Source organism: Rhizobium sp. NLR10b, assembly GCF_019685435.1.
Lineage (GTDB): Bacteria > Pseudomonadota > Alphaproteobacteria > Rhizobiales > Rhizobiaceae > Rhizobium.
The window spans coordinates 84,768-108,579 of the sequence record NZ_JABDWV010000004.1; the positions used below are offsets into that span (position 1 = coordinate 84,768).

21 protein-coding genes and 1 pseudogene are annotated in these 23,812 nt (G+C 62.5%); 8 read left to right on the forward strand and 14 right to left on the reverse strand.

Going from position 1 to position 23,812, the window contains the following annotated elements:
- Positions 1–7: 7 nt before the first annotated feature.
- Complete coding sequence (locus tag HJB91_RS07505; RefSeq protein ID WP_221154215.1) at positions 8–253, reverse strand: hypothetical protein; 246 nt, start codon at positions 251–253, stop codon at positions 8–10.
- 116 nt (positions 254–369) lie between these two features.
- On the opposite strand from HJB91_RS07505, the gene HJB91_RS07510 reads away from it, so the two are divergent.
- Positions 370–567: a hypothetical protein gene (locus HJB91_RS07510; RefSeq protein WP_029531594.1), complete on the forward strand. Its 198-nt coding sequence runs from the start codon at positions 370–372 to the stop codon at positions 565–567.
- Positions 568–996: 429 nt separating this feature from the next.
- Here the strand turns inward: HJB91_RS07510 and HJB91_RS07515 are convergent.
- A pseudogene (locus tag HJB91_RS07515) lies at positions 997–1,282 on the reverse strand (GIY-YIG nuclease family protein).
- Positions 1,283–1,741: 459 nt separating this feature from the next.
- On the opposite strand from HJB91_RS07515, the gene HJB91_RS07520 reads away from it, so the two are divergent.
- Positions 1,742–2,005: a hypothetical protein gene (locus tag HJB91_RS07520; RefSeq protein WP_221154217.1), complete on the forward strand. Its 264-nt coding sequence runs from the start codon at positions 1,742–1,744 to the stop codon at positions 2,003–2,005.
- Positions 2,006–2,023: 18 nt separating this feature from the next.
- Here HJB91_RS07520 and ppdK read toward each other — a convergent pair whose 3' ends face one another.
- Positions 2,024–4,690: a pyruvate, phosphate dikinase gene (gene ppdK / locus HJB91_RS07525; RefSeq protein ID WP_221154226.1), complete on the reverse strand. Its 2,667-nt coding sequence runs from the start codon at positions 4,688–4,690 to the stop codon at positions 2,024–2,026.
- Positions 4,691–5,568: 878 nt separating this feature from the next.
- On the opposite strand from ppdK, the gene HJB91_RS07530 reads away from it, so the two are divergent.
- Positions 5,569–6,222, forward strand: coding sequence for a glutathione S-transferase family protein (locus tag HJB91_RS07530; protein WP_221154228.1), 654 nt, complete (start codon positions 5,569–5,571; stop codon positions 6,220–6,222).
- Positions 6,223–6,744: 522 nt separating this feature from the next.
- Here the strand turns inward: HJB91_RS07530 and HJB91_RS07535 are convergent.
- The 5 genes from HJB91_RS07535 to HJB91_RS07555 form a co-directional block, all read right to left on the reverse strand.
- The gene (locus tag HJB91_RS07535; protein ID WP_221154230.1) at positions 6,745–10,206 is read right to left on the reverse strand and encodes a chromosome segregation SMC family protein; all 3,462 of its coding nucleotides are present in this window, start codon (positions 10,204–10,206) and stop codon (positions 6,745–6,747) included.
- Positions 10,207–10,308: 102 nt separating this feature from the next.
- Positions 10,309–11,079, reverse strand: a complete 771-nt coding sequence (locus tag HJB91_RS07540; RefSeq protein WP_405048885.1) for a DsbA family protein — start codon at positions 11,077–11,079, stop codon at positions 10,309–10,311.
- A 156-nt stretch (positions 11,080–11,235) separates the two neighbouring features.
- Positions 11,236–11,505: a type II toxin-antitoxin system RelE/ParE family toxin gene (locus HJB91_RS07545; RefSeq protein ID WP_221154232.1), complete on the reverse strand. Its 270-nt coding sequence runs from the start codon at positions 11,503–11,505 to the stop codon at positions 11,236–11,238.
- Entirely contained in the window at positions 11,489–11,713 is a 225-nt protein-coding gene (locus tag HJB91_RS07550; protein WP_210631686.1) for a DUF6290 family protein, read from the reverse strand. The genes HJB91_RS07545 and HJB91_RS07550 overlap by 17 nt, the downstream gene beginning before the upstream one ends.
- A gap of 229 nt (positions 11,714–11,942) precedes the next feature.
- Complete coding sequence (locus HJB91_RS07555; protein WP_210628890.1) at positions 11,943–12,440, reverse strand: DUF721 domain-containing protein; 498 nt, start codon at positions 12,438–12,440, stop codon at positions 11,943–11,945.
- 96 nt (positions 12,441–12,536) lie between these two features.
- On the opposite strand from HJB91_RS07555, the gene mutY reads away from it, so the two are divergent.
- Genes mutY through HJB91_RS07570 form a run of 3 tightly spaced genes read left to right on the forward strand, consistent with a single transcriptional unit; the run spans position 12,537 to position 14,628 of the window.
- Entirely contained in the window at positions 12,537–13,640 is a 1,104-nt protein-coding gene (gene mutY, locus HJB91_RS07560) for an A/G-specific adenine glycosylase (RefSeq protein ID WP_210628891.1), read from the forward strand.
- 2 nt (positions 13,641–13,642) lie between these two features.
- The gene (locus tag HJB91_RS07565) at positions 13,643–14,257 is read left to right on the forward strand and encodes an HAD family phosphatase (RefSeq protein ID WP_210628892.1); all 615 of its coding nucleotides are present in this window, start codon (positions 13,643–13,645) and stop codon (positions 14,255–14,257) included.
- A gap of 5 nt (positions 14,258–14,262) precedes the next feature.
- A complete protein-coding gene (locus tag HJB91_RS07570; protein WP_221154234.1) occupies positions 14,263–14,628 on the forward strand; it encodes a nuclear transport factor 2 family protein in 366 nt (121 codons plus the stop codon).
- 179 nt (positions 14,629–14,807) lie between these two features.
- Here HJB91_RS07570 and HJB91_RS07575 read toward each other — a convergent pair whose 3' ends face one another.
- The 4 genes from HJB91_RS07575 to HJB91_RS07590 form a co-directional block, all read right to left on the reverse strand.
- Complete coding sequence (locus HJB91_RS07575; protein ID WP_221146651.1) at positions 14,808–15,938, reverse strand: site-specific DNA-methyltransferase; 1,131 nt, start codon at positions 15,936–15,938, stop codon at positions 14,808–14,810.
- Between the two features lie 299 nt (positions 15,939–16,237).
- The gene (locus tag HJB91_RS07580) at positions 16,238–16,855 is read right to left on the reverse strand and encodes a hypothetical protein (RefSeq protein ID WP_221154235.1); all 618 of its coding nucleotides are present in this window, start codon (positions 16,853–16,855) and stop codon (positions 16,238–16,240) included.
- Positions 16,856–17,050: 195 nt separating this feature from the next.
- The gene (locus tag HJB91_RS07585) at positions 17,051–17,401 is read right to left on the reverse strand and encodes an antibiotic biosynthesis monooxygenase (protein ID WP_221154236.1); all 351 of its coding nucleotides are present in this window, start codon (positions 17,399–17,401) and stop codon (positions 17,051–17,053) included.
- Positions 17,398–17,727: an NIPSNAP family protein gene (locus HJB91_RS07590; RefSeq protein ID WP_210628897.1), complete on the reverse strand. Its 330-nt coding sequence runs from the start codon at positions 17,725–17,727 to the stop codon at positions 17,398–17,400. Before HJB91_RS07590 ends, HJB91_RS07585 begins: the two co-directional genes overlap by 4 nt.
- Positions 17,728–17,796: 69 nt before the next feature.
- Between HJB91_RS07590 and HJB91_RS07595 the strand changes: the two genes are divergently transcribed.
- A complete protein-coding gene (locus tag HJB91_RS07595; RefSeq protein ID WP_259669852.1) occupies positions 17,797–18,576 on the forward strand; it encodes a helix-turn-helix transcriptional regulator in 780 nt (259 codons plus the stop codon).
- A gap of 106 nt (positions 18,577–18,682) precedes the next feature.
- Here HJB91_RS07595 and HJB91_RS31230 read toward each other — a convergent pair whose 3' ends face one another.
- Positions 18,683–18,922 (reverse strand): hypothetical protein, encoded by a 240-nt coding sequence (locus HJB91_RS31230; RefSeq protein ID WP_405048780.1) that lies wholly within the window; start codon positions 18,920–18,922, stop codon positions 18,683–18,685.
- Positions 18,923–19,107: 185 nt separating this feature from the next.
- Positions 19,108–22,725: an autotransporter domain-containing protein gene (locus HJB91_RS07600; protein WP_221154245.1), complete on the reverse strand. Its 3,618-nt coding sequence runs from the start codon at positions 22,723–22,725 to the stop codon at positions 19,108–19,110.
- Between the two features lie 110 nt (positions 22,726–22,835).
- Here HJB91_RS07600 and HJB91_RS07605 point away from each other — a divergent pair, with 110 nt between their 5' ends.
- Positions 22,836–23,750 carry a MarR family transcriptional regulator gene (locus HJB91_RS07605; RefSeq protein ID WP_221154247.1) on the forward strand — a complete coding sequence of 305 codons (915 nt, stop codon included), beginning with the start codon at positions 22,836–22,838 and terminating at the stop codon, positions 23,748–23,750.
- The last annotated feature ends 62 nt before the right edge of the window (positions 23,751–23,812 follow it).

Here is a 23,812-nt window from a genome sequence, read left to right on the forward strand (position 1 = left end):
CTCGGTTCTAGCGCCGTTCGACCGCCGCTTCCGCCAGGCTGCGGAAGGGAAATTTGCGGCCGCACTCGCATTTGATCATGAAGCTTTCCTGGTGGTTGGAAGCCCGCTGCACGCCAAAGCCGCGCGGCAGCTGATCGACCTGGAAATCCGGATGCTTGCGCTTGGGATCATCGATCTCCGAGGCCTCGGCAAAACCCGCATTGCCGCATTGCGGGCAGTTCAGTTTCTTCGAAAATCGATCGCGGATGGCCATGCTCGGTTCCAGTGTTTTCGGCCTCCTCATACAGAGGAATGCTCCTTGTGCATAGGTGGGTGGCGAAAGCGGAACCATCTTCCGGCGGTGCCGTTCCTTTTGGAAAGGAGGCGATCATGCCGAACAGAGATCCGATCCCGACACCGACGACCGATACACCGCGCGGGCCGACGCCGACACCCGGCATTCCCGACCGCATCCAGGAAAAACCGCCGCTGACCCCGGCCCAGGACCCGGGCGACACGAAGAACCCGCAAGACCCGCCGCTCGATCCGGCGCTGCTGCCGATCGGGGATCCCGCCGGGGCGGCGTGAAGATGGCGAGAGGCGTTGTCGTCGCTCTCGACGGCTTTTTCTCGTAAGTAACTGAAGCCGCGTGCTTGGTTGTGGATTCCAGGGTCAAGCACCCTGGGATGACGGAGTGTGGGGTTGGCGATGTTGCCAAACGCACCGCCGGCGCAGCTTGGGTGCCGGCGCGGTTTTTGGGATGTCGCAATGCCGCGGCTTGTGCAACGACGCATCTGCCGAAGGTTCCTCACAGCTGCTCAACCGATGCGTCGCGGCACCACCTTGCGCGCTGGCGGACGTATGGGTCGCGGCACCACCTCTCTTCCGCGCTGGCGGCTTATGCATCCCGGCACCACCTCTCCTCGCGGTGAGCCGATCTGTCTCGCGACCACCTCTCCTCCGTCTTTTGACCCTGGGATCCACGCGCGGCAGGCACGACAGACGACGCAGCCGGCATCACCACAGCGTAAGATAGAGATCGTCCCACTCGGGATTCATCGCCTCGACCAGGTCGATCTTCCATTGCCGGTTCCATCGTTTCAATGATTTCTCGCGCTGGATGGCGCTGCCGATGTCGCAATGCTCCTCGTACCAGACGAGGCGGGGTGCAGCCATATTTCCAGGCAAAGCCCGGTGTCAGTCCTTCGCGATGCTCGTAGATGCGGCGCTCCAGATCGGATGTCACGCCGATATAGAGGGTGCCGTTTTTCTGGTTGGTGATGATGTAAACATATCCTGCCATGTGGGCAGAGTGCTTGGCTGTGGATCCCAGGGTCAAGCCCTGGGATGACGGAGTGTGGAGTTGGCGTTCTCGCCAAACGCACCGCCGGCGCAGCCTGTGAGGCGCCGCATTTGCCGTAGCCAGTGTGGCGCCGCGTCTGCCGAAGCGTCATCGCTGCCGCCGAGCCGATGCGTCCCGGCACTACCTCTGCCGCGCGCTGGCGGGCTTATGGGGCGCGCCACCACCTCTCCTCCGTCATCCCAGGGCTTGACCCTGGGATCCATGCGGCTGACACTGCGGGAAGATTGACTGAGGCCGCATGCCGGGGCTGATCCCAAGGCAGCTCAAGGGCGAGCATGACGGAGCGTGGGATGCGCAGGAGAAACCATTCCCGGCCTGGGCCACTCGGCAAGGGACGAGCGGTCGCTTGACGCCCTCGCCCGAATGGCTTTTCCTCAGGGAAAAGCAAGGACCAAACCAATGCGCATCGCCCTTCTCCTTACCCTCCTCGGCCTTTCCGCCTGCCAGACGATGACGCCGGAGGAGCGGCGGGCGGCCGATGAGCAGAAGTGCCTGAATTATGGTTTCCGCCGCGGCACCGACGCGTTTGCCACCTGCCTGCAGCGCATCGATCTCGACCGGCGGGCCGAGTCGCGGGCGCAGAGTGCCGAGTTGATGCAGAGCATGGCCTGGGATCTGAACGGACCCTATATCTATCACGATCGCTGGCGGTACCATCACTGACGTCGGCGCTGCCCGGTCCTACATGTTTTCCGAAATCACCGCCTGCGCCGCCGCCAATCTGGCGATCGGCACGCGAAACGGCGAGCAGGAGACGTAGTCGAGGCCGATCGTTTCGCAGAAGCGGATCGAGGCGGGGTCGCCGCCATGTTCGCCGCAGATGCCGAGCTTCATGTCGTTGCGGGTGCGCCGGCCGCGTTCGGCGGCGATGCTGATCAGCTCCCCCACCCCATCGAAATCGAGCGAGATGAAGGGATCGTGCTCGATGATGCCCTTGCGCTGATAGGTGGGGATGAAGGTCGACGCGTCGTCGCGTGAGATGCCGAAGGTGGTCTGCGTCAGGTCGTTGGTGCCGAAGGAGAAGAATTCGGCGGCCTCGGCGATCACATGGGCGCGCAGCGCCGCGCGCGGCAGCTCGATCATCGTGCCGACGAGATAATCGATCTTCATGCCGGCTTCGGCCATGACATTGCCGGCGATGGCGTCGATGCAGGCCTTGACGTAATCCAGCTCGGAGCGCAGGCCGACCAGCGGCACCATGATCTCCGGCACGACGGCCGCCCCGGTCTCATGCGCCGCAGCCACCGCCGCCTCGAAGATGGCGCGGGCCTGCATCTCGACGATCTCGGGATAGGAGATCGCCAGCCGGCAGCCGCGATGGCCGAGCATCGGGTTGAACTCGTGCAGCGCATCGACGCGCTGGCGCAGCGCAAGCGGCTCCAACCCCATGGCGAAGGCGACCTCGGCGACCTCGTCGTCGGTCTTCGGCAGGAATTCGTGCAGCGGCGGATCAAGCAGGCGGATCGTCACCGGCAGTCCGTGCATGACGGTGAAAAGGCCGGTGAAATCCAAGCGCTGCATCGGCAGCAGCTTGTCGAGCGCCAGCCGCCTGCCCTTCTCATCCTCGGCCAGGATCATCTCGCGCATGACATGGATGCGCTCGCCCTCGAAGAACATGTGTTCGGTGCGGCAAAGGCCGATGCCCTCGGCGCCGAAGGAGCGGGCGGCGCGGGCATCAGCCGGCGTATCGGCATTGGTGCGCACCGTCATGCGCCGGGCGCGGTCGGCCCAGCCCATGATGCGGCCGAAATCGCCCGACAGTTCCGGCTGGATCATCGGCACCTCGCCCCTCAGCACCTGGCCGGCCGAACCGTCGATGGTGATGATATCGCCCTTCTTCAGCGTCACGCCGATGCCGAGCAGGCGCTCGTTGCGTTGATCGATGCGCATGGTGCCGGCGCCGACGACGCAGGGAATGCCCATGCCGCGGGCAACCACCGCCGCATGGCTGGTCATGCCGCCGCGGGTCGTCAGGATGCCTTCGGCGGCATGCATGCCGTGAATATCCTCCGGGCTGGTCTCGACCCTCAGCAGAATGACCTTGCGGCCCTCGGCCTCCGCCTCGACCGCCTCTTCGGCGGTAAAGACGATGGCGCCGGTCGCCGCCCCCGGCGAGGCCGGCAGCCCGGTGCCGATCACCTGGCGGTTGACGCGCGGATCGATGGTGGGATGCAGGAGCTGGTCGAGGCTCGAAGGTTCGATGCGCAACACCGCCTCCTCCTCGGTGATCACTTTCTCGTCGACCATGTCGACGGCGATCTTCATCGCCGCCCGGGTCGAACGCTTGCCCGAGCGGGTCTGCAGCATCCACAGCTTGCCGCGCTCGATGGTGAATTCGATATCCTGCATGTCGCGGTAATGCATCTCGAGCTCGGTGCAGATGCGGGTGAGCTCGCGGAAGGCTTCCGGCATCAGCTTTTCCATCGAGGGCTTGTCGGAGCCGGAGGAAAGCCGCCCCTCCTCGGTGATGCTGTGCGGCGTGCGGATGCCGGCAACGACATCCTCCCCTTGCGCATTGACGAGGAATTCGCCGTAGAGCGCCTTCTCGCCGGTCGAAGGATTGCGGGTGAAGGCGACGCCGGTCGCCGAGCTGTTGCCGAGATTGCCGAAGACCATCGCCTGGATATTGACCGCCGTGCCCCAGCCTTCCGGGATGTTGTGCAGCTGGCGGTAGGTGACGGCGCGCGCGCTCTTCCAGCTGGAAAAGACGGCGCCGACCGCACCCCAGAGCTGGACTTCCGGATTCTGCGGAAACTGCTGTCCCAGCTCCTCTTCGATCAACCTTTTGTAGAGGGAGACGACATGCTGCCATTCGGTGGCGCTGAGCTCGGTATCGAGTTCGTGGCCGAGCTTGGCCTTCTCGTCCTCCAGGATTTCCTCGAAGGCGTCGTTGCCGAGGCCCATGACGACATCGGCATACATCTGGATGAAACGGCGGTAACTGTCCCAGGCAAAACGCGCGTCGCCGGCATCATGGCCGAGCGCCTGCACGGTCTCGTCGTTGAGGCCGAGATTGAGCACCGTGTCCATCATGCCGGGCATGGAGACGCGGGCGCCGGAGCGCACCGACAGCAGCAGCGGCTGGCTGGTGGAGCCGAAATGGCGGCCGGTGATCGCCTCGATCGCCGCTATGCCGTCGCGCACCTCGGCCTTCAGCCGGTCGTCGATATGGCCGCCATTGCTGTAATAGGTGTTGCAGGCATCGCTGACGATCGTCAGTCCCGGCGGAACGGGAAGGCCGAGAGCGCACATTTCAGCAAGATTGGCGCCCTTGCCGCCGAGCATCTCGTGGTCGCGCGCGCCACCCTCCGCCTGTCCGTCGCCGAACCTATAGACCCACTTGGTCATCTTCCCCCCAACTCCAGATCGGGATCAGCGTGATCCCTCGGCTGTCGACGACCCTCGCTCTTTTCTCGCCGTCATCCTCGCCCCTGTGGCGAGGATCTGCTGCGTGTGACCGGTCGCAGATGCTCGGGACAAGCCCGAGCATGACGAAAGAGAAGAAGGCAGTGTCGTCAGCCTGACAAATCAGCTTAATGCCTTGGAGTTGAAATGAAAATCGACAAATGCGGCAAAAATGCTGCGTCGCACAATAATTTTCGCGAGAGTGGCGGCCGAAGGCATGCAAACCGCACCCGATCTGAAGAAGGCATAAAAAAGCTTTGCGGGACTGCAACAATGTCCCGCAAAGCCTTGTTTCCGTCCGGCCAGGAAAACCGGACGGGGGGTCCCTCAACCCAGGACGGTTCATGGAACCACCCTGATCTTCGTGTTCGGCAATACCTCAGGATTTCCCGGGATTGCTCAACACCTCCCGGGTCTTTGCCCTCTACCCGGAAAGCGCATCGCAAATTCGACAATACGCAACGTTGACCGCCCGCTTTTCAGCAAAGTCATCAGGTTGCGTTGAAACAACTTCTAATGCAAGTCAGAGAAAAGAGCATCATCCAAATGGGGTACGGACCGCAAGACAGCCGACCTTTTTTGGTGTTTATCACTGAATGCGGGAAAATTGCGCGCGATTTGTGCACAGTCCGGCTGGAGTTCGGGTTTTGGCCGGCCGATGAGCAACCGCCTCGTCGTCGATGCGACCCTCTCGAAATGCGAGGCAGATCCTGCGCCGATGGCAGACAGCCGTTCCCGCAAAAGCTGACGCCGGACGGCGGTGAATGTCGGAATCCCGTTTGGCCGCACGTCTTCAATGTGGACAAGCGATGGAGAAAGCGATGACGATCACCATTACCGCCTTTGAACGTTCGCCCGATCGGGGCCGGGGTCTCGCGCGCGACATGCGGGTTCGCTGGGCGCTCGAGGAAGCGGGCCAACCTTATGAGGTTCGCCTCGTCTCATTCGAGACGATGAAGCAGCCGGCGCATCTGGCGCGTCAGCCTTTCGGGCAGATCCCGACCTATGAGGAAGGCGATCTTACCCTGTTCGAATCCGGCGCGATCGTCCTGCATATCGCCGAGCGTCATGGCGACGGCTTGTTGCCTGGGGATAGCAATGGCCGGGCGCGGGCGATCGCCTGGATGTTTGCCGCGCTCAATACGGTGGAGACGCCGATCTTCGAGCACAGCCTCGCCAGGATCCTGGAGCGCGACGAACCCTGGTACGAAAAGCGCCTGCGTTCCCTAGAGGGCAGCATCCGCAAACGACTGGACAGCCTTTCTGCCCATCTCGGCCATGCCGACTGGCTCGACGGCGCCTTCAGCGCCGGTGACCTGCTGATGGTCTCGGTACTGCTGCGGCTGAAGTCGTCAAACATACTGGACGATTATCCCAGCCTTGCAGCCTATGTCGCCCGCGCCGAAGCACGGCCGGCCTATCAGCGCGCCTTCGCCGCGCAGCTGGCGGTCTTCCAGGCTGCATCGGGCGGCTGACCAGGGATCATGGGGGGTGAACCGCTTGGACGGAAGTAGTCATTGATTGCTTCGTGTTCTGGCGTTTTCGTTGGTCGAGATACGCAGGAGTTCAATATCCGTGCAACGTCCCAGGCTGGGAGATCGGTGGGGGGGCTGCCCCTCAACCGCAACTACCTCTCGTCCTTCGAGCCCGGTTCATTCTCTCCTCTGCCAACCCAAGCACCACCCTTCCCGCCAGCCCGGCATCACCTCTCCTCACCATCCGGGCACCACCTCTCCTCCGTCATCCCAGGCCTTGAGCCTGGGATCCACGGCCTGGCGCTGGTGGATGCCGCATGGATCCTCGGGTCAAGCCCGAGGAAGACGGAGGATAGGGTGACAGCCGCAGCAAAATAGCGGCGGACCGCCAAATACCAATTCGGTGGCGCCCGTGTGTCTGTCCGCGGCCTCCTGCCGCGTCCCGCGTTTCCGGCCGGTCCCTTGCCTCAATCCCATCACCCTGGGCCCTGAGCCTGGTCTCCGCGGCTCGCGCGGACGCCTTCAGGCGATTTCGCGCAGGCGTTCGGCCGTCTGCAGGTCGACGGAGACGAGGGTGGAGACGCCCTGCTCGGCCATGGTGACGCCGAAGAGGCGGTTCATGCGGGCCATGGTGATCGGATTGTGGGTGATGATGACGAAGCGGGTTTCGGTCGATGCCGCCATTTCGTCCATCAGGTTGCAGTAGCGCTCGACATTGTGGTCGTCGAGCGGCGCGTCGACCTCGTCGAGCACGCAGATCGGCGCCGGATTGGTGAGGAAGACGGCGAAGATCAGCGCCATCGCCGTCAGCGCCTGCTCGCCGCCCGACAGCAGCGTCATGGTCTGCGGCTTCTTGCCGGGCGGCCGCGCCAGGATTTCGAGGCCCGCCTCCAGCGGATCGTCGGATTCGATCAGCTGCAGCTCGGCGGTGCCGCCGCCGAAGAGATGGGTGAACAGCCGCTGGAACTGGCCATTGACGACGTCGAAGGCGGCGACCAGGCGCTCGCGGCCCTCGCGGTTCAAGCTCTGGATGGCGCCGCGCAGCTTGCGGATCGCGTCGATGACGTCGTCGCGCTCCTTGATCAGGGCTTCGAGCTTTTCGCTCAGCTCCTTCTGCTCCTCGTCGGCGCGCAGATTGACGGCGCCGAGCCGTTCGCGCTCCATCTTCAGCCGCTCGAGATCGCGCTCGACCTCGCGCGGATCGGGCAGCGCCTGCATCGGCTGCAGGCCGGCAAGCCGCAGCGCCTCATGCGGCGGCACGTTCAGCGCCTCACGGATGCGGGCTTCGCTTTCCTGCCGGCGCTCGCGGGCAGAGACGAGGCGCTCCTCGGCGCGGCCGCGGCGTTCGCGGTATTCGGCAAGCTCGGAAAGCGCGGTCGCCGCCTTGTGGTCGGCGTCGCGCTGGATGCGTTCGGCTTCGGCGAGCAGATCGCCGGCGTTGCGGCGCGCTTCTTCGGCCTTCTGCAATTCGCTGAGCAGAGCGCGGCGCTTGTCGTCGAATTCATCCGGCGCCATTTCGAGCTCGGCCGCCTCCTCGCGCGCCTCTTCCTCGCGCTCGCGCAGTGTGGCGACATGATCCTCGCCACTTGCCGCCCGCTGGCGCCAGGTCTCGCGCTCCTGGCCGATCGCCATGATGCGACGCTGGCGGGCCTCATTTTCCCTCGCCAGGCTTTCGTGCCGGGCGCGGGCCTCGGCGAGCGCGCCGCGGTCGGTCGCAACCTCCGCCTGCTGGAAGCGCAGCCGCTCGTCGATCAGCGTGAGATCAGGCGCATCCTCCAGCTCGATGCGGGCATTTTCTTCCTGAACGCCGATCTCCTCCAGTTGCGTGCCCAACTGGCTGGCGGCCTCGCTGACGACGTCGCGGCGGCGGATGAGATCGCCGGAAGCGCGCTCGGCCGCAGCCAGCGCCTCGCGCGCCTCGGCGAGATGACGCGCCGACAGGCGGCTCATGTCGCGGGCTTCCGCGAGCCTGCGTTCCTCGATGCGGATGGCTTCGGCGGCGGCTGCCTGCCGTTCCTCGGCCTCGGCAAGCACGTCGCGGGCAATCGCCACTTCACTTTCGAGTTCGGCCAGGCGGTTCTTCTGGGCAAGGCGCAGTGCCGCGGCACTCGGGGCATCTGCGCCGGTGACATGGCCGTCCCAGCGATAGACGGCGCCCTCCTTCGTCACCAGGCGCTGGCCGGGCTTCAGCGCCGCCATCAGCGACCGCGCGTCGCCCTCGCCAACCATGCCGATCTGGCGCAGCCGGCGCGTCAGAGCGGCGGGTGCGCTGATATGGGCGATGAGCGGCGTCACGCCCGGCGGAAGCGCCGGGTCGGCGGCGCCGTCGCCATTGACAGACCAATGGGCCGGCGCCTCGGCATCGAGCGGGGATTCCAGATCGTCGCCGAGTGCCGCACCCAGCGCCGTCTCAAAGCCGCGATCGACCTTCAGCTCCTCGGCAACCGGCGGAAACTTGCCGGCGGCCGCACCGGCGGCAAGCATGCGGGAAATGGTGCGGGCCTCGGTTTCCAGCGCATTCAGGGCGGAGCGGGCCTGATCGACCGGCGCGCGCGACAAGGCCTCGGCCTGGCGGGCGGCGGCGAGCGCCCGTTCGACTGTCTGGGCCGCGGCTTCGGCATCGGCCAGCGCGATTTCACCGGCCTCGACGATCGCCCGTTTTTCATCGGGATCGGCCAGGCCTGATATCTTCTCTGCGATGGCCGACAATTCCGCATTCGCCTCGTGCATCTGGCGCTCGAGGCGCATGCGGCGGTCGGCGAGATCGCGGATGGCGCGCTCCAGCTGGTTGCGGCCGGCGGCGGCTTCCGCCCGCTCGGCCGTCAGCTGGGTGAAGATGCGCTCGCTGTCGGCGAGCTTCGCCGCCGCCCCTTCGAAGGCTTCGCGGGTCTCCTCGGCAAAACGGCCGGAATCGGCGAGGATTTGAGAAATCTCGGCCTCTTCGGCGTCGAGCTTGGCGAGGATGACGGCATTGTCGGCGACCAGCCGTTCCTCGCGGCGGATATCTTCGGCCAGCTGGGCGAGACGGCGGGTCAGCTCGTCGCGGCGGCGCAGGATGCGGCCGGCATCCTCTTCCAGCTGGCTTCTGGCGATCTGCAGGCGTTGCAGGGCGGCAGCCGCACGCGCCTCGCCCTCGCGCAATTCCGGCAGCTTCAGGCTGGCAATACCCTGCTGCTTGGCCGCCTCCATCTGGATCTGCGCCTTTTCGGCGACGATGACGGTTGCCTGGTTGAGGGCGCTGTCGGCCTCGGCCTCGGCCTCCTTGGCCTGCACCCAGCGGATATGCAGGAGCATCGCCTCGCGGGCGCGGATATCGGCCGACAGCGTCTTGAAGCGATTGGCCTGGCGGGCCTGACGCTTCAGGCTCTCGATCTGGCTTTCGAGCTGCGAGGTGACGTCGTCGAGGCGCTCGAGATTGGTTTCGGCGGCGCGCAGCCGCAGTTCGGCCTCGTGGCGACGCGAATGCAGGCCGGAGATGCCGGCCGCCTCTTCCAGGAGCTGGCGGCGGGCCTGCGGTTTTGCCTGGATCAGCTCGCCGATGCGGCCCTGGCCAACCATCGAGGGCGAGCGGGCGCCGGTGGAGGCGTCGGCAAAGAGCAGCTGCACATCCTTGGCGCGGCTTTCCTTGCCGTTGATGCGATAGAGCGAGCCTTGTTCACGCTCGATGCGGCGGGTGACCTGGATCTCGTCGCTGTCGTTGAAGGCGGCGGGTGCGGTCCGCTCGCCATTGTCGAGATAGAGCGCCACCTCGGCGGTGTTGCGGGCCGGGCGGTTTCCCGAGCCGGAAAAGATCACGTCGTCCATGCCGGAGGCGCGCATGTTCTTGTAGGAATTCTCGCCCATCACCCAGCGCAGCGCCTCGACGAGATTGGACTTGCCGCAGCCGTTCGGTCCGACGACGCCGGTCAGCCCCCGTTCGATGATGAATTCCGTCGGCTCGACGAAGGATTTGAAGCCGACCAGGCGCAGCTTGTTGAACTTCATGCGGAAATATCCACGGCAGGAAGCCCCGCCCGCAAACTGCGCTGAAAACAAAAAACGGGCGCACGGCTTTCGCCGTCGCCCGCTGTGGTCGAACGGTCCGGTTCAGATGAGGCTGTCGATGAGCTTCGACATGGTGTCAACCGGCATGTCTCCAGAATAGCGCTTGCCATTGATGAGGAACGTTGGCGTGGCGTTGACGCCGAAATCCTTGGATCCCCTTTCCCGCGTGGCGTTCACTTCATCCAGAAGCTTCTGGTTCGTCAAGCATTTCGTGAAGCTATCCTCAGTAAATCCGGCAAGCTTCGACATCTGCAGCAGTGCGGCGCGGCCGTCATCGGCGGCGGCCCAGACCTGCTGCTGCTTGAACAGCATCGAAACCATCGGGAAATACTGTTCCGGCGTGCTCAACTGCTCCGGATTGGCGGAACTGCAGCGGGCGAGCATGAAGGCGGCTGCGGCACGCGGATCGAAGGGGAATTCGCGGATGATGAACTGCACCTTGCCGGTATCGACGTATTTCTGCTTGATCGTGTCGAAGGTGGTGTTGTGGAAATGGGCGCAATGCGGGCAGGTCATCGACATATATTCGACGATCTTGACCGGCGCGTCGGCCTTGCCAAGCGCCATCTCGGGCAGCGCGCCGGGCTTCAGCACTTCGGCCATGTCGACATCGCCGTCGGACTGGGGCATGTCCCCCGCCGAGGTGGCCGCCGTCTGCATGGTATCGACATCGGTGCCGTCGGCCATGGTCTTGCCGGAGGACGAAGCATCGGCAGCGTCCTTGCTGTCGTTGCAGGCGACAAGCGCTGCGGCAGCTGCGGCGATGGCGATCCCACCCAGGAGGCGGCGTTTCGTCAGTTGCATTTCGGACATCTGCATGGGTTCCCCATAAGTAATGAGAGTGACGGCATGATTGTGCGATATAACGGCTGGCAGCCGCCTACAAGGCACGGTTGGCCAACTTCCTTCAAAGAATTGTGACCGTGATGGGACCGCCGGACAAAATTGCTATCGGTCAGCTCCCGGATTTCATCGATAGACATCACGGCGATTGCCAATCCGCACGATGAGGGTTCGCACGGTTCCATCGTCGATGCTTGCGATCACCCGATAGTCCCCGATGCGGTACTTCCAGAAGTCCCCAAGTTCAGATCCTTTAAGCGCCTCTCCGATGGATCGTGGATCGTCCAGCTTGGCAACGCGATCATTGAGAAACCGGAGGATTCGGCGAGCCGCCTCATGTCCAAGCTTCTCAAGCTCACGCTCGGCTGCCCGGTGAAACTCAATTCTCCAAGCCATGACGTGCCATCAGCTCGGCCAGCGGCACTGTATCGCTCTCACCTCGGCGAAGCTCTTCGAGGCGCTTTTCGGCGAGATAGACATCCTCGAGATCATCGAGATGTTCGAGAATGGCTTGACGCGCGTAGAAGCTCTTGCTGCGGCCCGTGCGCCTGGCAAGCTCATCGAGGCGTGCTTCGATTTCAGGTGGCAACCGCAAGGCCAACATGATTTTTCTCCTGTCTGCTATACAAATATAGCACCCGAAGCGTTCGGTCACCAGTCTCCTCCCGGAAATCTCGCTGATGCGATTACGCAATGCGAGCCCTATACGTCGGTCTCGGGCAGAGTCGAATTCCTTGTGACCCGCGAGCGTGTTGAAGCAGGATCAAAAAATTAAACGCCCGTAGGACGCCTCGGTCGCCAGAAGCGGACAAACTTCCACTCAGATTTGCTCATCAGCGCCCTCTTCCCCGCTTGCCCATCACCGCAGTTCCCAAGCGCTGGATCGCCTGACGCAGCTTGTCGCCCTCGATGCCCTCCATCATGCCTTCGAGCTTGCGCGCGGCCTCGCCCTTCAGCGGCGCGGGCGGGCGGGAGCGGCGGACGGCTTGCGACACCGGCTTCTGGACGATGCGGATCTGGTGGACGGCGGCGAAGCCGAAGAAGCTGTTGATGCGCTGGATAAGTTCGCCCTGGGCATGGGTGAGGAAGAGCGCGCGCGCGCCTTCGCAGGCGATCGTCAGCACGCCGGGGCGGAAGCTGCCGTCATCGCCGCCGCCGCGGGCCCAGGCGATCTTTTCCGGCCGGGTGCAATCGGCGAAATCCTCGCCGGCGATTTCGCTCCACGAGCCGAGTAGCGCCGTGTTGATGCCGGCGCGGCGCGCCAGGACCGGATCGATCAGCCCGTTCGCCAGTTCGGAAATCTGCTTCACATCTTTGCGTGGATAACTCATCGAAACCTTTGAACGGCGTCACGAATTGGTGCGGCCGACTTGATCGCGCGGCGTTGCTTCGCCAAGTATAGGGCCTTCCCCCCATTGCGGCAAATCATGACGACCACGACACTCGACACGCCCTCGGCGAAGCCCCTCCTCGACTGGTACGACCGCCATCACCGCGACCTGCCCTGGCGCGTTTCGCCCGGCATGGCGGCGCGCGGCGTCCGCGCCGATCCCTATCGCGTCTGGCTGTCCGAAGTGATGCTGCAGCAGACGACGGTGCAGGCGGTCAAACCCTATTTCGAGAAGTTTCTCGAGCGCTGGCCCGAAGTCTCCGATCTTGCCGCAGCCGAAAACGAGGCGGTCATGGCCGCCTGGGCGGGGCTCGGCTATTATGCGCGGGCCCGCAATCTGAAGAAATGCGCCGAAGCGGTAGCTAGGGAACATGGCGGCGTCTTTCCCGACACCGAAGAGGGACTGAAATCGCTTCCCGGCATCGGCGATTATACCGCTGCCGCCGTCGCCGCCATTGCTTTCAATCGGCGGGCCGCCGTCATGGACGGCAATGTCGAGCGGGTGATTTCAAGGCTTTATGCCATCGAAACACCGCTGCCGGGCGCCAAGCCGCTGATGAAGGCGAAGGTGGCGCTGCTGACGCCAGCGGCTCGGCCCGGTGATTTCGCCCAGGCGATGATGGATCTCGGGGCGACGATCTGCACGCCGAAGCGGCCGGCCTGTTCGCTCTGTCCGTTTCGCGATGCCTGCCAGGCGCTGAAGCTTTCCGATCCCGAGCTCTTTCCGGTCAAGGGGGCGAAGAAGGACAAGCCGGTTCGCCAGGGCGCGGCCTTCATCGCGGTGACCGCAGAGGGCGAGATCCTGCTCAGGCGGCGGGCCGATAGCGGCCTGCTCGGCGGCATGACCGAGGTGCCGACGACGGGCTGGACGGCGCGCATCGACGGCGAGACCTCCGTCACCGCCGCCCCCTTCGAGGCGGCCTGGCAATCCTGCGGCACCGTCATCCATGTCTTCACCCATTTCGAACTCCGGCTGTCGATCTGGCGGGCGGCGATCGCTGCAAAGCCGAAGCCGAATGCTGGCGTGGATGACGGATGGTGGGAACCGGTTACAAATCTTGAAGCGCAGGCCTTGCCGACCGTCATGAAAAAAGCGATCGCAGCGGCTATTCCTCTCGCGTTCAAAACATCCAGGGCATAAACATGACCATCGAAATAAGGCATATCGTTTTCGACATCGGCAAAGTTCTCATTCATTACGATCCCAATCTTCCCTTCGCCCGCCTCATTCCCGACGAGGCCGAGCGCAATTGGTTTTTCGCCAATATCTGCACCCATGACTGGAACGTCGAGCAGGACCGCGGCCGCACCTGGGCGGAGGCCGAAGCGCAGCTGATCGAAGCGCATCCGACGCGCGAGGAGCACATCCGCGCTTTCCGCAAATACTGGCACGAGATGGTCCCGCACGCTTATGAGGAGAGCGTCGCGATCATGGAGGGGCTGATCGACGAAGGCCGCGACGTGACCATGCTCACCAACTTCGCCTCCGACACTTTCCGCGAGGCGCAGCAACGTTTCCCGTTCCTGACGAAACCGCGAGGCGTCACCGTTTCCGGCGATGTCGGCCTGATCAAGCCTGACATCGCGATCTATGAGACGCATACGAAGAGCTTCGGCCTCGATCCCGCCGCGACGATCTTCATCGACGACGCACCGGCCAATGTCGAAGGCGCCAAGGCCTTCGGCTGGAACGCGGTGCGGTTTTCGGGCGCGGACAAACTGCGCAGCGATCTCGCTGCCTACGGCGTGAAGGTGTGAGAGCCATGGCCTTCGACCCGGCAGAGGAAATCGAACGCTTCCACGCCGCCATCAACGCGCTGGATTTTCCGGCGATCGAGGACTATTTCGCCGAGGACGCGACCTATGTCTCGAACGGCGTCGGCAGCCTCTCGGGGCGACCAGAGATCATGGCTGCCTTCCGGCGCTATTTCGACGATTATCCCGATCAGACGGCGGAGAATTCGCTGGTGGAAAGCCTGACGCCCCTCTCCGGCCGCGCGGTCTGGTCGCTCAGCGCCCCCCACAGCCGGACCGGCAAACCGCTGCTGCGCGAGGGCGAGGAAACGATCACCTTCAATGAAGATGGCCGCATCACGCGGGTCGAAGTCACCGACTATCGCCAGTTCTGATCATTGCGCTTCCCAGCTCAAATAGAAGACGCCCGAGGCTTGAACCCCGGGCGCCTTGGTCTTCTTCCGCAACTGGAGGAAACCGGAAGAAGTTATTTCGATTCGCCAGAGCATGATGCCGAAAAGTGTAAGCGGTTTTCGGACGACATCATGCTCCAATTATCTGGTTTAGGTGGTGCTCACTCCACCTTTGCCAGATCACTGCGGATGACGGACCTGAGCTCGTCGATCGGGCGCAGGGACAGCCCGTCTTCGAAGTGCCAGAAGGTCCATCCGTTGCAAGCATCGAGACCCTGCACCTTGGCGCCGAGACGATGAATGGAGCCGGCCTCGCCGCCTGATGCCACCGTGCCATCGGCGCGCACGATCGCGCTGTAGCGGCGCTTGGCGTCAGTCAGCACCTGGCCGGGCTTGATCAGGCCGCTTTCGACAAGCACGTTGAAGGCGACGCGCACCTCGGCCTTCTTGCCGGTCATGACGGTCAATTCCGCCTTGCCGAGCGGCTCGACGGCGGCGATGCGGGCGGCGGCCGCATCGATATAATCCTGCTCGCGCTCGATGCCGACGAAGTGGCGGCCGAGGCGCTTGGCGACGGCACCCGTCGTGCCCGAGCCGAAGAAGGGATCGAGCACGATATCGCCGGGCTTGGTCGAAGCCATGATGACGCGGGCGAGCAGCGCTTCCGGCTTCTGGGTCGGATGCACCTTCTTGCCGTCCTCGCCCTTCAGCCGCTCGCCGCCATTGCAGATCGGGAACAGCCAGTCCGAACGCATCTGCACGTCGTCATTGGCGGCCTTCATCGCGTCGTAGTTGAAGGTATAGCCCTTGGCCTTGGCGTTGGGGCTTGCCCAGATCATCGTCTCATGGGCGTTCTGGAAACGGCGACCCTTGAAATTCGGCATCGGATTGGTCTTGCGCCAGATGATGTCGTTCAGGATCCAGAAGTTCAGATCCTGCAGCGTGGCGCCGACGCGGAAGATATTGTGATAGGAGCCGATCACCCAGATCGAGCCCGTGGGCTTCAGCACGCGGCGGCAGGCGAGCAGCCACGCACGGGTGAAGGCGTCATAGGCCTCGAAGGAGGCGAATTGATCCCATTCGTCGTCGACCGCGTCGACCAGCGACTGGTCGGGACGATGCAGCGTTCCGCCGAGCTGGAGATTGTACGGCGGGTCGGCGAAGATCACGTCGACGGAGTGGTTGGGCAAGGCTTCAAGGGCGCTCACGCAGTCGCCCTTGATGATGGTGTCAACCCAGGAGTCCGTCTTGACGGAGGCCTTCAGGTCGGCAAGCGGAAAAACTGACGCCATTCTGATACTCACTCATACGCTTTACGCTTAACTCTCCGTTATGGTTACCCAACTTAGTTACCAAAGCCTGAAGCGATGACTGATTTCGGGAATTTATTGTGGCGGCTGGTGAGCAGAGGGATGTAGTTGCCGCCATCCGTCCGCGCTTGACGCAGTTTGCTTCCCGCTCTCGCTGAGCCTACCAAGCGCTCACTCTGACGCCCTCTTGAACCCAGACGTATTCTGTCTCGCAAAGAAACAAAAACGCGATCGTAATCCAGCAGGAACGTTGTCAGCCATTGCCCTAAATCGCTAAACCATCACGGATTGGGAGAAATGTGAGCTTTCTTCGGACCCGGCAAAGGTAGGCAAAATGCGTCGCGGGGCGCGTGATCCATCATGGCAACATACGAGTCGAAATCGGGAATGATCTTGAGCTTGATGGCGAGTCTTACGCAGGTTTCCTTATCTCTACGTGTTTTCAAACAGCTATCAACGCGTTGATAATCAACCTGAGTCTCGACATTTGCGAACATCTCTTGCGGATTTGAATCAAGGCTTAGCCCATATTTGTCAAATCGCGCGCTCACTTCCGGGTCTCTCCAGTTGTAGAGCTTGAGGGCGATCACATGATTGATCAGATGGCTCTGGAGGGCGTTTTCCGGCAGTGGAAAATAAGTAGGCGGAACAAGCGCTCTATAGGGAATGACGACGAAAGCGATATCGCTGAGTGTCTTCTGGTCTCCCTGTCTGGCATAGTGCCACAGTTCTTTCCATGCCTGGGCACAATCGCCGCGATCAAGCAACCCCGACACCTTTGTCTCAAGTGGCGTCAACTTGGTACCTTTGGCGTTGACGATGGTCGGCGCAATTAAGACTGCGGTTGTAAAGACGATCCATTTGTACTGGCTTAATAAAACTTTTCTTTTAATACCCACAGGAACCGGCCCCACAGGCGCGGAATAAATACAACTTGCTGCTGAACTGCCTTTATGTTGCGATTCTTGTCAATCGTCATCATTGCGTACTTTTCTCCCTTCCCGCTCTCGCGGCTCAGGGCGTGGCGCCGGGAACACGCGCTGCCGCAAAAAATATGTTGAGGTTCCTCTCCACACACGCCCCTCCGCCTGTCATCACGCCGCATCATGGACAGTGCGGCTATCGGCCGGCGCCTCGTCGCGTTCGAACATGCCATAATCGCGCACGACACTGGCAATGCGCAGCCGATAATTGGCGAAGATGCCGCCGCGGCCGGCCTGCTGGGCGGCGCGATGGGTCTCGCGGTTGCGCCATTCCTTGACTGCCGCCTCGTCGCGGAAGAAGGAGAGCGATAAGAGCTTGCCGCGGTTGGTCAGGCTTTCGAACCGTTCGATCGAGATGAAGCCGTCGATGGTCTCGAGCTCTGATCGCAGTTCGCCGGCGAGATCGAGATATTTGTGGCGCTCGCCCATATAGGGCACGACTTCGAAGATGACGGCGATCATGGCAGCACCAGCTTTGCGTGGGGAGCAGAGACGTTTTTCAGGAAGACGCGATCCTCCTTCAGGATAAAGCGTTCGCGACGGGCGAACTCGTAATTCTCGCGGCCGAGCGGGTCGGCGGCCAGCCGGGCGCGGTAGGCTTCGTAGGCGGCGAGGCTTTCGATATTGTAGACGCCGTAAGCCGTCGTCGCCGACCCTTCATGCGGGGCGAAATAGCCGATCAGGTCGGCGCCATTCCTCGGGATCGCCTGGCCCCAGTTGCGGGCATACTCAGTGAAGACGTCCTTCTTGAAGGGGTCGATCTCATAGCGGATGAAGCAGGTGATCATCGGGTTCTCCTTTGTGCTTCCCCGTTTTCGCACATTGCCGGACGAAGATGCTTCGGTTACGATCGAACTATGAAGGAAGGACCAGACATTGCCCAGATCGGCGCGCTGATCGGCGATCCTGCGCGGGCCAACATGCTGGCGGCGCTGACCGGTGGGCGGGCGCTGACGGCGACCGAGCTTGCCGGCGTCGGCGGCATCACGCTGCAGACGGCAAGCACCCATCTCGCCAAGCTCGAAGCCGGCGGGCTGCTGGCCCAGCGCAAGCAGGGGCGCCACCGCTATTTCACGCTGGCCGACGAGGCCGCCGCCCGGCTGATCGAAAGCATGATGGGTTTTGCCGCCGGGCGCGGGCATCTGCGCCACCAGCCAGGGCCGAAGGAGCCGGCGCTGCGCAAGGCGCGCATCTGCTACGATCATCTGGCCGGCGATTATGGCGTGCGCATGCTCGACAGCCTGATTGCATCAGGCGCGATCGAGGCGGTCGGAGAGGGTCTGGCGCTGACGGAAAAGGGCGAGAGCGATCTCGCCCGCATCGGCATCGACGTCGGCAATCTCAAATCCTCGCGCCGCCCGCTCTGCCGCTCCTGCCTCGACTGGAGCGAAAGGCGAGCGCATCTGGCGGGCAGCCTCGGCAAGGCGCTGCTGTCGAGCTTCCTTGACAGGGGCTGGGCGAGGCGCACCGCCGAAAGCCGCTCGATCCTCTTTACACCGGAAGGCGACCGGCAATTTCTATTGCTTTTTCCGGCTGGACAGACGGGTGCAGATCTGCAAAACCCTGCCAGCGTAAAGGCGCAGGTGATGAATGCGCCGAACCGACCGTCGGGCATATCCGTCACTCGCCTCGCTTGATTGCCACCCCTGCGCCCCCGCTCCAGTCGAGGCATGTTCGCATTCGGCCGAGCGCGGGCTCCCATCCGGCGTCCTTTGCTGGCACGCGAAGCCGTTTGCGGCTTCATCACCCCTGGCAGCCTTTCTTCCTCATCTTCTTTTCGATCTTTGCCTTCCTTTCGACGCCATCGTCGGCATGTTTTCCGCCGGTCAAACCATGATCCATCATCGCCTGCAGCTGTGCACAGCTTCTGTGATTGTGGTGCTTTCCGCCCTTGGCGGCGGCTCGTGTCGCGCCGCCACAGAAGTGCGTTGCAAATTTCTTCGCCGCTGGCCGATCGCGATCGGATAGAAAAAGTCGGGGGATTATCCGAGCGAGGCTTAGGAGAGAAACAGTGAGGTTTAACCGACGTTCGCCAAGCAGCTATCCATCCGCTCCGGATGCGAAAGCGCCTCGCTAGAACAGGATGATCTAAGGCCGGGTGGGCCTTAAATTTTAATCCTCAAACAGTTAGAGCATGATTTCCTCCGAAAATCGCTCACACTCATGCTCTAGAATCTCACGTCCAACCGGGCATTGGCGCTGTGGCGGTTGAGGCCACCGCCGAATTCTCCTCGGTACGACAGGGAAGCGGCCGCTGCCTCCGTCAGCTGCAACGTCACGGATCCGCCCGCAACGACGCTGTTTTCGGCATTGCGCAGCCCTCTCACGACGAAACTGCCGCCATTTTCGAATGCCAGAGCGGCGAGCGGCGTATCCTGATCGGCAATCCGTCTCCAGGCGACATCAAAACCAGTGGTGACACTCTTTCCGGCGATCGAAGCCTGTCGTTTCGTCCGTAGCCCCACAGTCGTCGCAAACAGATCTTCGCGTGCGCTCTCGCCCGAAAGGGAGGCTGCGCCGCCGTCCTCGTGGAAGCTGTCGCGCTGGCCGATGGCATAGTCCAGTCTGCCGAACGGCGTCACGATCAGGTCAGGGGAAAGGCCGAAGTCGAATGACGCCTCCGAGAAAAACTGGGCGGTACTGCCATGATAGCTTGCCGTTTGACTGTCGGAAAAACCGTCAAAGGCGATGTCGCGGCGCGTTTCGATGTCGTGCCAGCTATTCGACGCCCCGAACTTGACCTGCAGTCCGCCGAATCGCTGGGCGGCATAGAGGCCAAGATGCACGCTGTCGATATTGGCCGTGGAGCCAAGGTCCGGGATCTGGAAAGACGATTGTCCGACGCCTGCGAACACCCCGGCCGAACGATCGTCGATCACCCAGTCGACACCGTACAGCGCACCGCCGCGCGCCGTCGTCGCGCTGGAGGCGTTTCCGTCGCCCTTCAACCAGGAAAGATTGCCATAGGCGCTCGTCCATGCCTTGCCGCCGGTCTCGAACGCCTCGTTCAGCCGGTCATAGACCGCATTGCGCACGTCATCGGCTTCGCTGAAAAGGCCATTTTGCAACGAGGCGTGAATCTCGCCGGAGAGCTGATCGAACGCATCCCTCGCTTCTGCCCTGTCGCTATAAAGAATCGCATTGTAGAGCGCCAGGCTGCTGGAACCGCTCGTCTGGTCGAGAAAGTCGAGCCCGTAAGCCGACTGTTGCTGATTAAAGGTGAGGGCGGCGCTCGGGAACAGAGAGCCGGGGCTCAGCACGGTACGCAGGGTCAAGGTTACGTCGGTGGCGGAATAGCTGAGGAAAGACTTCAGGAAGGCGGAATCGATCTCCAGATCGCCAAAGGTGCCCGACACGGCGCCGGCGGAGACGATCGTGTAGGACTGGCCGTTGATGTAACTCACGGCCGGGTCCCATAGGATTGCCTGGACTTTGGCGCCGTTCAGGAAGGCGGTGCCGGTGACATCGACCTTGTCGCTCAGCCCGGCGCTGCCGATCTCGACCTCGAAAAGAGTGAGTGGATCGAGGTTCAGATCTCCGGAGACCGCGAGGGTTCCAATCGAATTGCCAGGAGCAAGGACGCTGTTTGCGGCAAGCGAGGCGGTGCCGACGCTTCCCGTTCCCTGAAGTCTTGCGCCGGAACCGATGTTGACCGCACCAGTCAGGCTGCCATTGACCGACAGCGTGCCGTCAAGCACATCCGTATCGCCGCTATAGCTGCTGTTTCCAGTCAGGTGAAAGAGGCCATCGCCAGTCTTGACGAGACTGCCATCGCCGGTGATCGACCCGGCGAAAGTGGTTGAACTGTCGTCGCCGCCGACCGTGAGTGTCGCCGTGTTAAAAAGGTTCACATCTCCGCCCGACGAACCGCCGCCGGCGAGCGAGCCGATGGTTTCGGAGGTGGCGACGTCGAGCCCGGTTCCGGCCAGATCAGTAATGGTCACGCCCGCTCCGTCGGCCAATGCATTGCCGTTCTGGATGAATAACCGCCCCTGGTCGATCACCGTATCGCCGGAACGCGTGTTGTTGCCGGAAAGGGTCAGTGTCCCCGCGCCAGTCTTGGTCAGCCGTCCGGTACCCGACACGTTGCCGGCGAAGGTCACAGCATAGCCGTTCGTGTTCACGGTGCCACCGGCGCCTCCGATGACCACACCCCGGGCGGCTGGAGACGCAACAGTGCCGAATGTCTGCAACGTCGCGCCGTCGAGGGTCACGGTATTGGTGGCGCTGCCATCACCGAGAGATGCGGATGAGGACACGAAGAGGGTTCCTCCCAGCACATTCATCGCGCCGGAGAAATTGTTGGGTCCAAATAGCCCAAAAGTGCCGGCGCCCGATTTGGTAACGGAGCCGCTGCCGGATATGACGCCGCTGAACGTCCCGCTCGCGCCGGAAGCGCCAAGGGACAGGCTGGCACTGCCGAGCAGAATGTCGCCGCCGCCGGAAAGGCTCGCAATAGCCTGGTTGAAGCCGCCCATATCCAATTGGGTGCCGTTATTCATGAAGAGTCCGGACGAGGTGGAAAGCGCGTTTGCCGACATCAACTGCAATTTGCCGGCTGAGATGGTCGTTGCACCGGTATAGGACTGCTGGCTGCTGAGCGTGAAGGTGCCGGTGCCGGCTTTGGTCAGGCCGCCGTCACCTGATATAACTCCGTCGAAAGTGGTCGAGCTATTGTCAGCTCCAACGGAAAGAACGGCGTTGCCGGCGACGTCGACACTCCCACTACCGGTTAGTGCATCGACAGCTTCACTTGTCTTGATAGTCAACGTCCCGTCGAGATTGATGTCCGCAAGGCCCCCGAACACCTTGCCGCCATCAGCAGTCAGTGTCGCGCCGGACAGGACATCGATCGAGAGGCCCCCTTGCGCGATTCCCGACCAGAGAAAATCCCCGGAAATCGTCAGCCCGCGGGTGGCGATGATCTCGCCGGAATAATTTCCGGATCCGATCGCCAGCGTTTCCGTCGTGCCTATCATGCCGGAGCCGTAGAGGTTGTTGAGCGAGGCGTCGTACGTTCTTAGATCCAGGGTCGAGCCTGACGACAATCGAAGCGAATCGAGCGTCGAAAGATTTGCAGCGGTGGCGGCATCGAGAATGTTTAGCGTCCGGTTGGCGGAGAGCGCGACTTCGCCGACGCCGACGAACCTGCCCTGCCAGTTTCCGCCCCGGCTGAAGGTCACACTGTTTGCGCCGTCGATCGTTCCATCGAATGTGAAGTCTCGGATCTCAAGATTAGCATTGTTGAGGCGGATGGTGCCGCTGCCGGCAAGAGAGGCTATCCAATCGTTGTGCGTCCCGAAGTCGATGGTTGCGCCGGATGCAACGGTTGTCGTGGTGGCGCGGAGCAGTGCCCCTTGACCGTCCCCCGGGATCAGTAGCGTGCCAGAATCGACATAAACGTCCTGGCCTCCGCCCGAGAAGAAGTTATCCGCAAGCGTGACGGTGCCGGTGTCGCCGGCGCCGCCGAAATGAAGTTCCGCGGCCGTCCCGGCCCGATAAAGCCTGAGATTCAGATCACTACCGGCAATGGCGGAGAAACGCACAACGGCGCCGTTCATAATATCCATTTCCGGCACCAGGTTGACGGTTCCGGCCCCCACGGATCTGATCCATCCACCCGTCGACATGTCGACCTGATCCGTTCCCAACTCGCCGCCGTTGCTGATCTCGACATAGGAATCGAGCAAGGGATCGCTTTGCGCGGTAACGGCTGAAAGGAAGAGTGGAATAAAGGCTGAACCGGCCACGGCGAAGTGAACTGAAATACGGCCCTGTGCTTTCATCAGAATCAACTTTATTGAAGAAAATTAAACGCGGAAGCTGTATAAACCGCCTCCCCGCCCAGGGCAGAGTCTAAACTTTGCATTGATCAGGTAAGCAGACGAAAAGAAAAATGAGTGAGACAAGGCTTTACGCAGGAGTGAATGACTTCGCCGCGGACACTCTGTGGGTCGAGGCGGCCGGCTTGATGCGACATCCCTCCTATCGCGGCGCGGTGCTATCCTATTGCGAGGCAATGGTTGCACGCGTGCCGAAGGTGTTGCCTGCCAACAAGCTTTTTGCCCAGAAGCAGCGCTATCTCGTTTCCTTCGTGCTGATTTGTCTTTACATTCAGTGGCTTCAAGCGCGTGGCCCAGCGCCATCGCTTGCCCTTCTTCAGCGCGCTGCACCCGGCAGCCCGCGCCAGATCGCCGATTTCATCGGCGGGCTGCGTGACCGGGGCCTTGTCACCGCGATGTCACTGGAGACGGATCGCCGTACGCAAATCCTGAAGCCGGGTCTGGCATTGATGCGGGAAATCGCACACTCGCCATTGGCCATTTTGAGATCCTTCGAGCTCCTGGCGCCGCCTCTGCCCATCCGCCCGGACGAACTCGCCCAGGACGAGGACGTGCTGGCGCGCTGGCTGGCGCTCTCCGCGGAACGTTATGCGTTGAAGGACGACCTATTCGGCCCATTTCCGGCCATCGTGCGCCACAGCGAAAGAGATGCCGGCCACCTCGTTTTCTGCGCCGTCATCGCCGAGGCGCTGCGCGAGCGCCCGGCCGACGCGGAGGTCCCTGCAAGCCTGACTTATCGAGCGCTTGCGGAGCGCTTCGGCGTGTCCCGTCAGCATATCAGCAACATCCTCGACGAAGCCGCTGAGAAGGGCTGGTATTGCGTCTCCGCGGGGGGCGAACTCGCCTCGATGCCCGATGGGACGCTCCTTCAGTTCGAGACCTGGGTGGCCGGACAGATGGTCCATTACAGCCGCCTGACGGCGCTGATCGGCGGCAAAAAAGTCGAAGCCGCCGCGCCGAACGATTAAATCGGCCTAAGGTCCGAGGCCTTGTCCGACTGAGTGCCTAGATCAGGAACAGCCGGGTAAAA

Excerpts from the sequence above, each read along its gene's own strand:
- HJB91_RS07505 (WP_221154215.1), bottom strand. The coding sequence starts at position 253 with ATGGCCATCCGCGATCGATTTTCGAAGAAACTGAACTGCCCGCAATGC.
- HJB91_RS07510 (WP_029531594.1), top strand. The coding sequence starts at position 370 with ATGCCGAACAGAGATCCGATCCCGACACCGACGACCGATACACCGCGC.
- HJB91_RS07520 (WP_221154217.1), top strand. The coding sequence starts at position 1,742 with ATGCGCATCGCCCTTCTCCTTACCCTCCTCGGCCTTTCCGCCTGCCAG.
- ppdK (WP_221154226.1), bottom strand. The coding sequence starts at position 4,690 with ATGACCAAGTGGGTCTATAGGTTCGGCGACGGACAGGCGGAGGGTGGC.
- HJB91_RS07530 (WP_221154228.1), top strand. The coding sequence starts at position 5,569 with ATGACGATCACCATTACCGCCTTTGAACGTTCGCCCGATCGGGGCCGG.
- HJB91_RS07535 (WP_221154230.1), bottom strand. The coding sequence starts at position 10,206 with ATGAAGTTCAACAAGCTGCGCCTGGTCGGCTTCAAATCCTTCGTCGAG.
- HJB91_RS07540 (WP_405048885.1), bottom strand. The coding sequence starts at position 11,079 with ATGTCCGAAATGCAACTGACGAAACGCCGCCTCCTGGGTGGGATCGCC.
- HJB91_RS07545 (WP_221154232.1), bottom strand. The coding sequence starts at position 11,505 with ATGGCTTGGAGAATTGAGTTTCACCGGGCAGCCGAGCGTGAGCTTGAG.
- HJB91_RS07550 (WP_210631686.1), bottom strand. The coding sequence starts at position 11,713 with ATGTTGGCCTTGCGGTTGCCACCTGAAATCGAAGCACGCCTCGATGAG.
- HJB91_RS07555 (WP_210628890.1), bottom strand. The coding sequence starts at position 12,440 with ATGAGTTATCCACGCAAAGATGTGAAGCAGATTTCCGAACTGGCGAAC.
- mutY (WP_210628891.1), top strand. The coding sequence starts at position 12,537 with ATGACGACCACGACACTCGACACGCCCTCGGCGAAGCCCCTCCTCGAC.
- HJB91_RS07565 (WP_210628892.1), top strand. The coding sequence starts at position 13,643 with ATGACCATCGAAATAAGGCATATCGTTTTCGACATCGGCAAAGTTCTC.
- HJB91_RS07570 (WP_221154234.1), top strand. The coding sequence starts at position 14,263 with ATGGCCTTCGACCCGGCAGAGGAAATCGAACGCTTCCACGCCGCCATC.
- HJB91_RS07575 (WP_221146651.1), bottom strand. The coding sequence starts at position 15,938 with ATGGCGTCAGTTTTTCCGCTTGCCGACCTGAAGGCCTCCGTCAAGACG.
- HJB91_RS07585 (WP_221154236.1), bottom strand. The coding sequence starts at position 17,401 with ATGATCGCCGTCATCTTCGAAGTCGTGCCCTATATGGGCGAGCGCCAC.
- HJB91_RS07590 (WP_210628897.1), bottom strand. The coding sequence starts at position 17,727 with ATGATCACCTGCTTCATCCGCTATGAGATCGACCCCTTCAAGAAGGAC.
- HJB91_RS07595 (WP_259669852.1), top strand. The coding sequence starts at position 17,797 with ATGAAGGAAGGACCAGACATTGCCCAGATCGGCGCGCTGATCGGCGAT.
- HJB91_RS07600 (WP_221154245.1), bottom strand. The coding sequence starts at position 22,725 with ATGAAAGCACAGGGCCGTATTTCAGTTCACTTCGCCGTGGCCGGTTCA.
- HJB91_RS07605 (WP_221154247.1), top strand. The coding sequence starts at position 22,836 with ATGAGTGAGACAAGGCTTTACGCAGGAGTGAATGACTTCGCCGCGGAC.